9 protein-coding genes and 1 pseudogene are annotated in these 13,934 nt (G+C 62.0%); 7 read left to right on the top strand and 3 right to left on the bottom strand.

Annotation, left to right across the window (positions count from 1 at the left end; genetic code table 11):
* The first annotated feature begins 36 nt into the window (after nucleotides 1-36).
* The 7 genes and pseudogenes from J5Y06_RS13530 (at nucleotide 37) to J5Y06_RS13500 (ending at nucleotide 8,167) form a co-directional block, all read left to right on the top strand.
* The gene (locus tag J5Y06_RS13530) at nucleotides 37-2,640 is read left to right on the top strand and encodes a GcvT family protein (RefSeq protein WP_209335711.1); all 2,604 of its coding nucleotides are present in this window, start codon (nucleotides 37-39) and stop codon (nucleotides 2,638-2,640) included.
* 161 nt (nucleotides 2,641-2,801) lie between these two features.
* Nucleotides 2,802-3,929 (top strand): S-(hydroxymethyl)glutathione dehydrogenase/class III alcohol dehydrogenase, encoded by a 1,128-nt coding sequence (locus J5Y06_RS13525; RefSeq protein WP_209335710.1) that lies wholly within the window; start codon nucleotides 2,802-2,804, stop codon nucleotides 3,927-3,929.
* Nucleotides 3,930-3,931: 2 nt separating this feature from the next.
* Nucleotides 3,932-4,473 (top strand): annotated as a pseudogene (locus tag J5Y06_RS13520) (MOSC domain-containing protein).
* Nucleotides 4,474-4,477: 4 nt separating this feature from the next.
* Entirely contained in the window at nucleotides 4,478-5,308 is an 831-nt protein-coding gene (locus tag J5Y06_RS13515; RefSeq protein ID WP_209335709.1) for a hypothetical protein, read from the top strand.
* A 6-nt stretch (nucleotides 5,309-5,314) separates the two neighbouring features.
* Nucleotides 5,315-5,788: a YaiI/YqxD family protein gene (locus J5Y06_RS13510; protein WP_209335708.1), complete on the top strand. Its 474-nt coding sequence runs from the start codon at nucleotides 5,315-5,317 to the stop codon at nucleotides 5,786-5,788.
* A 15-nt stretch (nucleotides 5,789-5,803) separates the two neighbouring features.
* Entirely contained in the window at nucleotides 5,804-6,643 is an 840-nt protein-coding gene (gene fghA, locus J5Y06_RS13505; protein ID WP_209335707.1) for an S-formylglutathione hydrolase, read from the top strand.
* A 276-nt stretch (nucleotides 6,644-6,919) separates the two neighbouring features.
* Complete coding sequence (locus J5Y06_RS13500) at nucleotides 6,920-8,167, top strand: M23 family metallopeptidase (RefSeq protein ID WP_385932098.1); 1,248 nt, start codon at nucleotides 6,920-6,922, stop codon at nucleotides 8,165-8,167.
* A 43-nt stretch (nucleotides 8,168-8,210) separates the two neighbouring features.
* On the opposite strand, the gene prfB is transcribed toward J5Y06_RS13500, so the two are convergent.
* From prfB to J5Y06_RS13485, 3 genes are all read right to left on the bottom strand, one after another.
* Nucleotides 8,211-9,342, bottom strand: a protein-coding gene (gene prfB / locus J5Y06_RS13495) for a peptide chain release factor 2 (protein ID WP_209335705.1) whose coding sequence is annotated in 2 segments (ribosomal slippage) — nucleotides 8,211-9,275 and nucleotides 9,277-9,342 — 1,131 coding nt in all. Because the reading frame shifts where the segments join, the coding sequence is not laid out codon by codon here.
* Between the two features lie 116 nt (nucleotides 9,343-9,458).
* Nucleotides 9,459-11,903, bottom strand: a complete 2,445-nt coding sequence (locus J5Y06_RS13490; RefSeq protein WP_209335704.1) for a penicillin-binding protein 1A — start codon at nucleotides 11,901-11,903, stop codon at nucleotides 9,459-9,461.
* Nucleotides 11,904-12,101: 198 nt separating this feature from the next.
* On the bottom strand, nucleotides 12,102-13,328 hold the full coding sequence (locus J5Y06_RS13485; RefSeq protein WP_209335703.1) for an N-acetylmuramoyl-L-alanine amidase: 1,227 nt from the start codon (nucleotides 13,326-13,328) through the stop codon (nucleotides 12,102-12,104).
* Between the last annotated feature and the right edge of the window lie 606 nt (nucleotides 13,329-13,934).

The raw sequence follows: 13,934 nt of genomic DNA, 5'->3' as shown, positions 1-13,934 counted from the left end.
CTTCCTGACTTTCTCGCGGAACTCGGACCTAAAACCATGAAATCCCATGTTAAAGCGGTTGTGATCGGCGGCGGCGTCGTTGGCTGCTCGGTTCTTTACCACCTCGCCCGTGCCGGCTGGACCGACGTCATGCTGATCGAGCGCTCGGAGTTGACCTCCGGCTCGTCGTGGCACGCAGCCGGCGGCTTCCATACACTGAACGGCGATCCCAACGTCGCCAAGCTCCAGGCTTATACGGTGCAGCTTTACAAGGAGCTGGAAGAGATTTCCGGCCAGTCTTGCGGCCTGCATCTTACCGGCGGCGCGATGGTGGCGGACAGTCCCGAGCGCATGGATTTCCTGCGCCTCGCCCACGCAAAGGGCCGCTATCTCGGCATGGACACCGAGCTGATCACGCCGTCAGAAGTGAAGGCGATGTTTCCGCTGATGGATGAGAAGAACTTCGTCGGTGCCATGTGGGACCCGGTCGAAGGCCATCTCGACCCCTCCGGCACCACCCATGCCTATGCCAAGGCGGCGCAGAAGCTCGGCGCGGAAATCGTGCTGCGCAACCCGGTGACGGAGCTCACACAGGACGCCGACGGCACCTGGAACGTGGTGACGGTCAACGGCACCGTGCGGTGCGAGCATGTCGTGAACTGCGGTGGTCTTTGGGCGCGCGAAGTCGGCCGTATGGTGGGCGTGGAACTGCCGCTGCTTGCCATGGAGCACATGTATCTCCTGACCGAGGACATTCCGGAGGTCATGGAGTTCAACAAGTCCACCGGCCGCGAAATGATCGGTGTGATGGACTTCAAGGGCGAGATCTATACGCGCCAGGAGCGCAACGGCGTCCTGCTCGGCACTTACGAGAAAGCTTGCAAACCCTGGTCGCCGGTCAATACGCCGTGGGACTTCGGCCACGAGCTGCTCCAGCCTGACATCGACCGCATCGCGCCGTCGCTTGAAGTCGGCTTCCGCCATTTTCCGGGTATCGAAAAGGCTGGCATCAAGCAGATCATCAACGGCCCCTTCACCTTCGCGCCGGACGGCAATCCGCTGGTTGGACCGGTGCAGGGCCTGACCAACTTCTGGTGCGCTTGCGCGGTGATGGCGGGCTTCAGCCAGGGCGGCGGCGTCGGCCTTGCTTTGTCGAACTGGATGGTGAACGGCGATCCCGGCTTCGACGTTTGGGGCATGGATGTCGCCCGCTTCGGCGAATGGGCGACGCTGCGCTACACCAACGCAAAGGTCCGCGAAAATTATTCCCGCCGTTTTTCGATCCGCTTCCCGAACGAGGAACTGCCGGCTGCGCGCCCTGCACAGACCACGCCGCTTTACGACACGATGGTCGGGCAGAATGCCGTTATGGGCGACAGCTGGGGCTTGGAAACGCCGCTCTGGTTTGCCCCGAAGGGTACGGAACCGAAGGACATCGTATCCTACCGTCGTTCCAATGATTTCGAGCACATCGGCAACGAGGTTCGTGCAACACGCGAGAGCGTCGGCGTCACGGAGATCGCCAACTTCGCGAAGTATGAGGTGAGTGGTCCAGGCGCGCGCGCCTTCCTCGATCAGTTGATGACCAACCGCATGCCCAAGGCTGGGCGCATCGTGCTCACGCCCATGCTGAACGAGTTCGGCAAGCTGATCGGCGATTTCACGATCGCCAATATGGGGCCCAAGTCGGGTGACGACCGCTTCATGATCTGGGGCTCGTCGGCTGCGCAAAAATACCACATGCGCTGGTTCGAGAAGCATCTGCCCAAGGATGGGTCGGTGCGGATCCACCGCTTCGACCAGACGCTGGTGGGTCTGGCCATTGCCGGACCGAAGAGCCAGGCGCTGCTGGCGAAGCTGACGGATGTCGATGTCAGTACGAAAGCGTTCCGCTTCATGGACTTCCGCGAAATGGCCGTTGGTGGGGCGCCATGCATGGTCAACCGCATCTCCTACACCGGCGATCTCGGCTACGAGATCTGGATGCAGCCGGCTTACGAGCGGCTGGTTTATGCCGCGATCAAGGACGCGGGCGAAGAGTTCGGCATCGCCGACTTCGGGATGCGCGCGCTTCTTTCCATGCGGCTGGAAAAGAACTTTCCCACCTGGTTCCGCGAACTGCGGCCGATCTACGGCCCCTATGAAGGCGGCATGGATCGCTTCATCAAGCTGGAGAAGAACGATTTCATCGGGCGCGAAGCCGCGGCGAAGGAACACGCTGAGGGTCCCAAGCTCCGCCGCGTGTCCATGATCGTGGATGCGCTTGATGCCGACGTGATGGGCGACGAACCGATCTGGGCCAAGGTCGGCGACACGGATCATGGAACGGTTGAAAAGCCGCACGGTTACGGTGCGCCTCGCTTCGATGCGAGCGGCGCGGTGATCCCCGCAGGGAACCGATCTCCTTCATCGGAGACGGACGGCGATGCATCGGCCGTTCTTGGTATCCGCGACGGCGACTGGCGCGTGGTGGGCTGGGTCACTTCGGGTGGTTTCGCCCACTATGTCGGCAAGTCGATGGCGCAAGGCTATGTGCCGGCGGCTCTTGCCGAGGACGAAAGAAGCGGCTTGTTCGAGATCGAGATCCTTGGAAAGCGCTGCACGGCGCGGATCAATGTCGAGCCACCGTTTGATCCGGCCGGCGAGAAGATGCGCGGCTGACGACGGATCGAAGGCAGCGCTCGGCGGGGCAATCTCCGCTTCGCCGAGTGATGCAGCCGATTGCGTGCTTGTTCACCGACTGTCGGCTTCAGCTTGGACTTGATCCACAACGCGAAACCTGAGACCTGTCGCCCTGAAGCTCACCTCCAGGAGATACGCCCATGAAGACCCGTGCCGCCGTTGCTGTTGCCGCAGGTAAGCCGCTGGAGATCATGGAAGTCGACCTGGAAGGCCCCCGTGCGGGCGAGGTGCTGGTCGAGGTCAAGGCGACCGGCATCTGCCACACGGATGAATTCACGCTTTCCGGCGCTGACCCGGAGGGAATTTTCCCCGCGATCCTCGGCCATGAAGGTGCGGGGGTTGTGGTGGATGTCGGACCAGGCGTCACTTCGCTGAAGAAGGGCGACCACGTCATTCCGCTTTACACGCCGGAATGCCGCCAGTGCCCCTCCTGCCTGTCGCGCAAAACCAATCTTTGCACCGCCATCCGCGCCACCCAGGGCCAAGGCGTGATGCCGGATGGCACGTCGCGCTTTTCGATCGGCAAGGACAAGATCTTCCATTACATGGGCTGCTCGACCTTCGCGAACCACACGGTTCTGCCGGAAATTGCATTGGCCAAGGTCAACCCGGACGCCCCCTTCGACAAGATTTGCTACATCGGCTGCGGCGTCACCACGGGCATCGGCGCGGTGATCAACACCGCGAAGGTGGAGATCGGATCCACCGCGGTCGTGTTCGGTCTTGGCGGCATCGGCTTGAATGTCATCCAGGGCCTGCGGCTTGCCGGTGCCGACATGATCATCGGTGTCGACCTCAACAACGACAAGAAGGAATGGGGTGAACGCTTCGGCATGACGCATTTCGTCAATCCGAAGGAAGTCGATGGCGACATCGTCCCTCACCTCGTCAACATGACCAAGCGCGGCGCCGACCAGATCGGCGGCGCGGATTACACCTTCGACTGCACCGGAAACGTCAAGGTGATGCGCCAGGCGCTGGAATCGGCCCATCGCGGCTGGGGCGAGTCGATCATCATCGGCGTCGCGGGAGCTGGCCAGGAAATCTCGACGCGTCCGTTCCAGCTCGTGACCGGCCGGACCTGGAAAGGCACTGCCTTCGGCGGCGCGCGCGGCCGCACCGACGTGCCGAAGATCGTCGACTGGTACATGGAAGGCAAGATCGAGATCGACCCGATGATCACCCACACGCTGAAGCTCGAGGACATCAACAAGGGCTTCGACCTGATGCATGCGGGCGAGAGCATCCGATCGGTGGTGGTTTACTAGGCGTGGCGGCAGTCGTTGCGGTCTGCTCGTCGGCGAAACATGGCTTCAGCAAGACCGTCCAGGATGTGATTTCTCTCCGGGCCGGCCTCGGCGTAGCCGGTGACGCTCATGAAGGCGTCACCGTGAAGCATCGGTCGCGGGTCGCGCGTGATCCCAGCCAGCCGAACCTGCGGCAGGTCCATCTGATCCATGCGGAGCTTTTTGCGCTTCTCAGCAACCGTGGCTTCACGGTCGCTGCGGGCGATCTGGGCGAGAATATAACCACGCAAGGCATCGATCTCCTCGCGCTGCCCACGGGTACCCGCCTTTTCTTCGGCGATGAAGCGAGCGTCGAACTCACCGGGCTGCGTAACCCCTGCGCCCAGATCGACGGATTTCAGCCGGGGGTCTGATGAGAGCTGTTCTGGACCGCGACGCGGATGGCAATCTCGTGCGCTTATGCGGTGTAATGGCCACCGTTGTTCAAGGCGGCGACGTGCGGGCCGGCATGCCGATTGTCGTGGAACCTCCAATGGCACCTCACCTCTTGCTCCAATGCGTGTAACAGCATGGCAGACGGGCTTGATCTCCACGCCGGCGGCGCCACATCCCTTCCCATGAAAACGATCGCACTCATCACCGCCACCGCCCTGCTGGTTCTTGCCGGCCCTTCCCTGGCCCAGCCTACCGACGCAAAGCTCCTGCTTGCGCAAGCGCAACCAGCCGAACCAACTGAACCGAGCCGCCTGCAGCGGGCATGGGACAGTCTGAAGGACGCCACCGACCTGGCCGGCGATGCGGCGCGCGAAGAAGCAATCCGCTTGCGTCAGCGTGCCCAGGAAGCAATCGACAATTCCGGCCCCCTCGTGGATCGCGCCGGTCAGCTCGCTGCCCAGTTGCGGGATCGCCTGGCGGATACGGCCGAACAGGCCGCGCGCGATCTGAGTGCAGCAGCGGACGATCTGGAGCAACGCATCCGCGATGCGCGCGGCACTCCGGTCGCGCCCCCGAGCAACCCGGAAGCTACCCTCCCGCCACTCGACCGGCTGAACACCGACACGCGTGCAGCGGCCTCACCGCGCCCGGCCGGCACGGTGCCTGATTATGTCGGCGCTTGGGCACAAACCCCAGCCGCATGCGCCCAAATCGATCAGAATGGCGCCGCAGATTTCGCCGTGATCACCCCCACCACGATCCGGCAAGCCGACAGCGTGTGCAACATGGCAAGCCCGACGCTCACGAACGGAACGGCCACCGCACAAGCATCGTGTTACGCTGAGGGCAATGAAGGTCCCCGCGAGATCATCCTCAACCTCACATCGCCGGACAGCCTGCGGATCAGCTCCGGCGCCTCGGTGGGTCGCGGGCAAGAGCTGGTTCGCTGCCACCTACCCGATTAAGCAGGAATGGCGGGCCAAGGCGCTCCGGGCATCTATGTCGATGCCGATGCATGCCCTGTGAAGGATGAAGTCGTTCGCGTCGCCGAGCGACACGAGCTTGTTGTGACCTTTGTTTCCAACGGTGGCCTTCGTCCTTCAAGAGACCCCATGATCCGGCATGTGGTGGTTCCGAAAGGTGCCGATGCCGCCGACGACTGGATCGTCGAGCATGTGACGGCAGGCGATGTGGTGATCACAGCGGACGTCCCGCTCGCCGCGCGATGCGTTGAAGCGGGTGTCCACGTACTCGGCCCCACCGGTCGCCCGTTCACTCCTGAGTCCATCGGAATGGCTGTTGCCATGCGCGACCTGAAACAGCACCTGCGCGAAACAGGCGAGATCAAGGGCTTCAATCCCGGCTTCTCGGCGAGAGACCGCTCCGCCTTCCTGAGCGCGCTTGATCAAACCGTGCGGCGCGCCTTGCGTGCGGCGAAGGCATAAGGATCCTCATCAGCCATGAAAACCATCTCTACGGCCAAAGCCCATGGCGGCATTCAGGGCGTTTATTCCCACCATGCGACATCCACGGCCTGCGAGATGACGTTCGCGGTCTTCACGCCACCGGTCGCGGAGGGCCGCAAGGCGCCGGTGCTCTGGTATTTGTCAGGCCTGACCTGCACGCATCAGAATGTGATGGACAAAGGCGAGTACCGGCGGCTTGCCGCGGAACTTGGCGTGATTGTGGTGTGCCCGGACACAAGCCCCCGCGGCGAAGGTGTGCCGGATGAGAAGGACAGCTGGCAGTTCGGGTGCGGCGCCGGCTTCTACCTCGATGCCACGCAAGCGCCATTTAGCGCCAATTACCGCATGTACACCTATGTAACGGACGAACTACCCGCCCTGCTCGCCGAAGAGTTTCCGCAAGCCGACATGGAGCGGCAAGGCATCTTCGGTCACTCCATGGGCGGACACGGTGCCTTGACCATCGCCCTGAAACATCCCGATCGCTTCCGCTCCTGTTCGGCTTTTGCGCCGATCGTGCATCCAAGCACTGCCCATTGGTCCATTGACGCCTTCACCAAGTACCTCGGCGAGGATCGAAACGCCTGGCGGGAATACGATGCGGTTTCGCTGATCGAAGACGGGAAGCGCTTCCCCGAGTTGCTCGTCGATCAGGGCGCAGCCGATGGCTTCCTCGACGACGGATTGCAGCCCTGGCTGCTTGAAAAGGCCTGCGCGGATGCAGGCATTCCGCTCACACTCACCATGCGCGACGGCTACGATCATTCCTACTTCTTCATTTCGACCTTCATGGACGATCACCTGCGCTGGCACGCGGAAAGGCTGAAGGCTTGAGCTGCCGGAACCACAGCCGCCAACAGGCGTTTTCCCGTCTCGCAATCGTGATCCGCCAAGAAGAAGGAGAGCCCGGATGCTAAAAGGTCTCGGAATGTGGATGCTAGGCATACCGATCCCGATCATCATTCTTCTGCTGATCTTCCTTTGATCCAAAGGCCGGCATTTGCCGGCCTTTTTCGTTGTTCGCGCGCGACGACCTCTTTGAGGAAAAGAAATCTTAACCCTAACGGTGTGTAACTGTTGCTCACTCCACCAGATTGGGTGCGCAGCATCGTGCAACGCTCATCGAACCAAACGACATTTGGTCGGCGCAAAGAGCCCCACACGATTATTATCGCGAAGGGCGACAGCGTCCGCCATTTCACGGTGCGTCCGTGGATGGCAGCCCTGATCGGCTGCGCCGTCGCTACGCTGGCGGTGGGCTATCTTCTTGCCACAACCTATCTCGTACTGCGCGACGACCTCATTGGCGCGAGCGTCGCGCGGCAAGCCAGGATGCAGCAGGCCTACGAGGACCGCATCGCAGCGCTGCGGACCCAGGTTGACCGGATCACCAGCCGACAATTGCTTGACCAGCAACTGATGGAAACCAAAGTCGCCGAGCTCCTGAAGCGGCAAACAGAATTGTCTGAGCGCCAGGGACAGCTTGGTCCCATTCTGGAGCGCCTGGGGGACGCCGACAAGGAGTCCGGTAGCGAGACGCTCGACAAGAAGGCGAGCCTGGATCTCCGGCAATCCACCTCTCAGCTTGCAAGCGCCGCTTCAGGCCCAGTCCAGATCGCCGCGCTCTGGAAAACGCGGACCGCGAGCGTGAGCCAGGCCGATGAAGCCGACAAGATGTTTCTCGCAATCAACAAGTCGCTTCGCACGATCGAACAGGATCAGTTGAACAAGCTTGCTCTTCTGGCCGAAGATGCCTCGGAAACCGCCGGCGCGATCTCCGAGGCCCTCGCGGCGGCGGGCCTCAAGATTGATGTCGACTACGGCAAGAGCGACCTGGGTGGACCGCTCGTCGTTGCGGACAAGAAGCAGATTTTCAACACGCGGGTGCGCGAACTGGACCTTGCCTTGCGTCGCCTCGATGACGTGAAGGATCGCGCCCGCAATTTGCCCATCGCCAATCCTGCGCCGGGTCAGCCGATCACCTCGAGCTTCGGCTTGCGCCGCGATCCGCTCCTCGGCACAGCCGCCCTGCATTCAGGCATGGACTTCAGGGCGAAGGTCGGCACGCCAGTTCGGGCGACGGCGCCAGGCACGGTGATCGCGGCCGGCTGGGCCGGCGGCTATGGCCGCATGGTGGAAATCGCGCATGAGGGAGGCTTCACGACACGCTACGCCCATCTGAGTCGCATCGGCGTGAAGGTCGGCGACACCATCGAGCGCGGCGCCCTGCTCGGCAAGGCGGGCAGCACAGGGCGGTCCACCGGGCCGCACCTGCATTATGAGGTCCGCAGAAACGGTCAGGCGGTCGACCCGCTGCGCTTCATCAAGGCGGGCAAGCAGGTCGCGGCCTTCCTTTAATCGCAACGGCAGCCGCAGGGGGCCGCCGTCGCATGTCGACAGATTAATCGATGTCGGCCACGGGCTCGGCTGCGCCGCCATTGATCTTGGCGGACAACGACGCTTCCATGAAGCTGTCCAACTTGCCGTCCAGCACATCCGAAGGACTGGTGCTTTCATGCCCGGTGCGCAGATCCTTCACCAGCTGGTAGGGCTGCAGCACATAGGAGCGGATCTGGTGTCCCCAACCGATTTCGGTCTTGGACGCTTCCGTCGCGTTGGCAGCGGCTTCGCGCTTCTTCAGCTCTTCCTCGTAAAGGCGTGCCCTCAGCATTTCCCAGGCCTTTGCCCGGTTCTGGTGCTGTGATCGCCCCATCTGGCAGGCCACCGCGATGCCCGTCGGTATATGGGTGATGCGCACGGCGGAATCGGTGGTGTTGACGTGCTGTCCGCCGGCACCCGACGAGCGGTAGGTATCGATGCGGACTTCCGATTCCGGAATGTCGATCTGGATGGAGTCGTCGATCACCGGGTAAACCCAGACGCTGGCAAAGGACGTGTGGCGGCGGGCATTGCTGTCATAGGGCGAGATGCGCACGAGGCGATGGACGCCCGACTCCGTCTTTGCCCAGCCGAACGCGTTGTGCCCCTTGATCGACAGCGTCACTGACTTGATGCCGGCTTCTTCGCCGTCGTGGATTTCAAGCACTTCGACCTTGAAGCCGCGGCGCTCTGCCCAGCGCGTATACATGCGCATCAGCATCGACGCCCAGTCCTGGCTTTCCGTGCCACCAGCGCCGGCGTGCACTTCCAGGTAGGTGTCGTTCGCGTCGGCTTCGCCCGACAACATCGACTCGATCTGGCGCGCGGAAACCTCGCCGCGCATGGAGCGCAGCGCCGCTTCCGCTTCCTCGATGATGCTGGCGTCGCCTTCTTCTTCGCCGAGCTCGATCAGCCCGATATTGTCCTCTAGCGCCTGCGTAATCCCGCGTATCGCCTTGACGCTGTCTTCCAACCCCTGGCGCTCGCGCATCAGCTTCTGGGCTTCCTGGGCGTCGTTCCAGAGCGCCGGATCTTCGGCGCGCATGTTGAGGTAATCTAGTCTCTTGAGAGCCTGATCCCAGTCAAAGATGCCTCCTCAGCAGGCCCACGCCCTGCTTGATTTCGTCGACAATCGATTGCGTTTCGGCACGCATGCGCCACCCGTTTCATGTGTTTTGGATTCGGCCGGACCATAGGGAGAGGCCCGCAGTGTGTAAAGCAAAAGGGCGCCCAGCAGAGCGGACGCCCTCTCCTTGTAATGCTCGGAGTGCTAGTAAAGGCCGCCCGCGCCCGAAACGATTGCCCGGTTTGCGGACGGCGAGATTGTTTGTTGCGACTGCTCCGAAGCTGTCTCATCCATGCCAATCACCCAGTAGCTGTCAGCCGGCGCCGTGCCGGGCTTGAAGGCTTCCATGATCGTGCCCGCCTGCCCTTCAGCCGCCTGCATGCCGGTTTTCCGGTCAATGGCAATCAACTTCATGCCTTCGGGAATGCGGAAGTCGACGATTGGCTTGTCTTCCAGCGCTTGTGCCATGAACTCCTTGAAGATCGGAGCCGACAGGCCGCCGCCCGTTGCACCCTTGCCCATCGGCTTGGGCGTGTCGTAGCCCATGTAGAGACCAACCACGAGGTCCGGCGTATAGCCGACGAACCAGGCGTCCTTCTCATCATTGGTCGTGCCGGTCTTGCCGGCAATCGGGCGACCGAGCTCGGCCACCGTCGTTGCCGTCCCACGCTGAACCACGCCCTCCATCATGGAGGTGATCTGGTAGGCGGTCATCGGATCCAGCACCTGCTCCGAGTTGTCGATCAGCGTCGGCTCCGGCTGGTTCTCCCATTGCTGCGCGTTGCAGTTTTCGCAGGTCCGCTCGTCATGCCGGAAGATGGTGCGGCCATAGCGATCCTGGATGCGGTCCACCAGCGACGGCTTGATGGACTTGCCGCCATTCGCCATCACGGAATAAGCAGACACCATGCGCATCACAGTGGTTTCGCCCGAACCGAGCGAGTTCGAGATGTGCGGCGCCATCTTGTCGTAAACGCCGAAACGCTCGGCATATTCGGCAACCAGTTCCATGCCCATGTCGTTCGCTAGCCGCACCGTCATCAGGTTTCGCGACCGTTCGATGCCCGCGCGCAGCGTGGAAGGGCCTGCCGACTCGCCGCCATAGTTCTTCGGCTCCCAGACCGAATTGCCGATGCGAATAGTAATGGGCGCATCCATGACCACGGAAGCCGGCGTATAGCCGTTGTCGAGCGCCGCCGCGTAAACGATCGGCTTGAAGGATGAGCCTGGCTGGCGCATCGCCTGCGTGGTGCGGTTGAACACCGATTGCGCATAAGAAAAGCCGCCCACCATCGCCAGCACGCGGCCGGTGTGGGGGTCCATGGCGACAAGGCCGCCTTCGATTTCCGGCGGTTGGCGCAGAATATAGGCATCGCCTTCGTCGGCTTTCGCTTCCACGAAGACGACGTCACCCGGCGCCACCACGTCGGCAGGCGATTTTGCAGTGACCCGCTTGCCATTCACGACATGGCGCATCGCCCACTTCATGTCGGCTGCGGCGACCGTGCCGGTCTCGCGTTCGGCCTTCAGTTCGCCGGAGATCTCCCGGCCGGGCTTGAGGCCGATCGTCAGGCCATCACGGTCGGCGCCGAGCACCACGGCGACCTGCCACTCAGGCACGTCATCCAGTCCCTTGACCTCGCCGAGCAGCTTGCCCCAGTCGCCTGTTGCATCGATCTGGGTGACGGGTCCGCGATATCCGCGCAGCGTGTCGAACTTAATCAGGCCGTGCTGGAGCGCGCTGCGCGCCATGCGCTGCATTTCCGGATCCAGCGTCGTACGAACAGACAGACCGCCTTCGTAAAGGGCGTCCTCTCCATACTTCGCGATGATCTGGCGGCGCACTTCTTCCGTGAAGTATTCGCCGGCGAAGAGATACGTGCCGCCGCGCCGCGGTGTGACGCCGAGATCGCTTGCCTTGGCCTTGTCGCCTTCCTCACGCGTTACGTAGCCGTTCTCAACCATCTGATCGACCACCCAGTTGCGGCGCTCGATGGCACGCTCGGTGTGGCGGAACGGATGATAGTTAGACGGGCCTTTGGGCAGCGCCGCCAAATAGGCCGCTTCCGCGATGGTCAACTCGTTGACGGACTTGTCGAAGTAGGTGAGCGCCGCACCCGCAATCCCGTAGGAACCGAGGCCAAAAAAGATCTCGTTGAGATAGAGTTCCAGGATCCGGTCCTTGGAATAAGCCTGCTCGATCCGGAAGGAAAGGATGGCTTCCTTGACCTTGCGCTCCATCGTCTGCTCGTTGCTCAGCAGGAAGTTCTTTGCCACCTGCTGAGTGATCGTGGAGCCGCCCTGCATCGGGCCGCCGCGGACCACAACATAAGCCGCACGCGCGATGCCCTCGATGTCGATGCCCGGATGATTGTAGAAGTTCTTATCTTCGGCCGACAGGAACGCTGCCTTGACGCGATCAGGCACCGCCTGGATCGGCAGATACAAGCGACGTTGGCGCGCAAACTCGGCCATGAGAGCGCCATCGGACGCATGGACGCGGGTTGTGACCGGCGGTTCGTATTTTGCCAGCACTTCGTAATCAGGCAGTTCCTTGGCCATGCTGGTGACAAACAGCGCAGCGCCACCAGCCGCAAGCAGCGCCAGCGCCACGCCGATGCCGAAGAAGTAGCCAACCAGCCTAATCATTCCCACTCCAGTCCAGGACACGACAGCGCGCGGAGTGACCCATGGCCACATGCAATCCGCTCTGCGTTGCTCGGTGCTTGCGCACTAACCCGCTCGATATGGGCAAAATACGGCAACGTTCGCATACCGGACCCAACCCGCGCTTTCACCACCGCACTGTGCTTCGCGTGCAACGTTAGCACGCGCAACATCGATTTGCTAACCGCCGCTTCGGAGGCGAGCGCCAGCAAATTCGCGAATCGCTTCGGCGATTCCGGCTGCCGCCTTTCCCCGCCATTCCGGGTCCCGCAGGTGCTGTTCGTCGCCTTCGTTTGAGAGGTAACCGAGTTCAAGAAGCACGGAAGGCACGTCCGGGGCGCGCAATACCTTGAACCCCGCGAAACGATGCGGCTTGTTGATCATTGTCACCGTTTGCTTCAACTCGCCGACCAGCGATTTGGCAAAGGTCATCGAAAAGGTGTGCGTTTCGCGGCGGATGAGGTCCACCAGAATATCGGCGACCTGATGATCCTGGTCCTCGATCTGGATGCCGGCGAGCTGATCAGACAGGTTTTCCCGATCAGCCAATTCAGCCGAATCCGCGTCCGAAGCGCGGTCTGACACCGTGTAAACGGTTGCACCCCTCACGGACTTCAGCCTGATCGTGTCAGCGTGGATCGAGATCAACAGATCTGCCGCATGCTGCCGCGCAATGCGCACGCGCTCGTCGAGGCGCAGAAAGCTGTCATCGTCGCGCGTCATCACCACGTTGTACTCGCCGGCCTCCACTAGGAGATCGCGCAACTGGCGGGAAAAGGCGAGCGTCACGTCCTTCTCAACCGTACCGGTTGCGCCATTCGCCCCGCCGTCGATACCGCCGTGGCCGGGATCGATCACGATGGTGAAGCGGTGTTTGGCTTGCTGCGAAGGCTGCGCATTCGCCACCCGGGCCGCCGTCTCGGTGGAGCCGGTTGATGTGGCCTGTTCGGCCAGCAGCGCCTCAAAGGCTTGTTCCGAGGCAGCTTCCAGGTCGAACACCATTCTGCTGCCGTCCTGCTTCTCGTTCTTCAGCAGGTCGAAATCGGCGAGCCTGAAGGGTCCTTTGGCACTTACAATGATGCGGGATTTGCCCTCGCCGAGGTCGCCGTAGCGAATGCCGGTGATGAGCCCCTTCGGCTTCAGCGCCTTGTGATCGAAGCGGAATTTCGCTTCCGGAAGATCGATCACGAGCCGATAAGGAGAGCGCAGCAGCGTCAGCTTCGGCTCGGTTTCGGCGTCGACCTGGAAGAGCATGCGGGTTTTCAGCGAATCGCCGGCAATCGCAAGGTCACGCAGTTCGATCGGATCGGCCGCAGCCGGCAAGCTCAACAGGAAAACAATCGCGCAGAATGCGGCCAAGCCCTTGCCCAGGCGACCTGCGGCTCGATCGAACATGCGGCTGATCATTCGCCCTTCCCGTCCCGCTCCACACAGCTCCACGCACTGGTTCTCGCTCGAAAGTGGCCGGCTTGAGGCGCATGGGCACCGGCCGCCAGAGTTAACCACAAGTATGCATCGTTGGTTAACTGAAGCTTGCGGCGGCTCGAAGGCGACAACAGAGAGCCAGAAGGGAAAAAAGGTTGCTTTAAGGCAGGCCCAATCCTAAAAGCAGCGTGGGTGACTGCAATGCCCGGCTTCGGTGCACAACCGGTTCAAGCTTGGCCTGCGCGATGTGCATGCTTCCGTTGGACGCTGTGAAGCGCGCTGTCAGGTGCGCACGGGCTTTGGCTGTCATCCCAGTATTTCTTCTTGGTGTTCGCAGTCCGTGCGGAACCCTGAGTTCGAGGAAACGGCCAGGCTTTCTACTGTGCCGGCTCACTGGTGAGCGAAACGAGCTGGTCCGGCCTGTGCTGGGCTTGATGAAAATTATTCGCGAGGCACGCGATTGGATTTCGACGCATTTCTAACCCCGTCTGACGGAAACCGCGCCGCGTTGGCTGCGGTCGGATTGGGTTGTGCGTCCCTTTCGCGAACAGCGAACGTGACAATGTCCGGCACACGTGTGTCGGCCAG

This window comes from Tianweitania sediminis (assembly GCF_017813335.1).
GTDB lineage: Bacteria > Pseudomonadota > Alphaproteobacteria > Rhizobiales > Rhizobiaceae > Tianweitania > Tianweitania sediminis.
The sequence above is the reverse complement of the archived record's forward strand: the minus strand, read 5'-3'. Positions and strand labels throughout refer to the sequence as shown.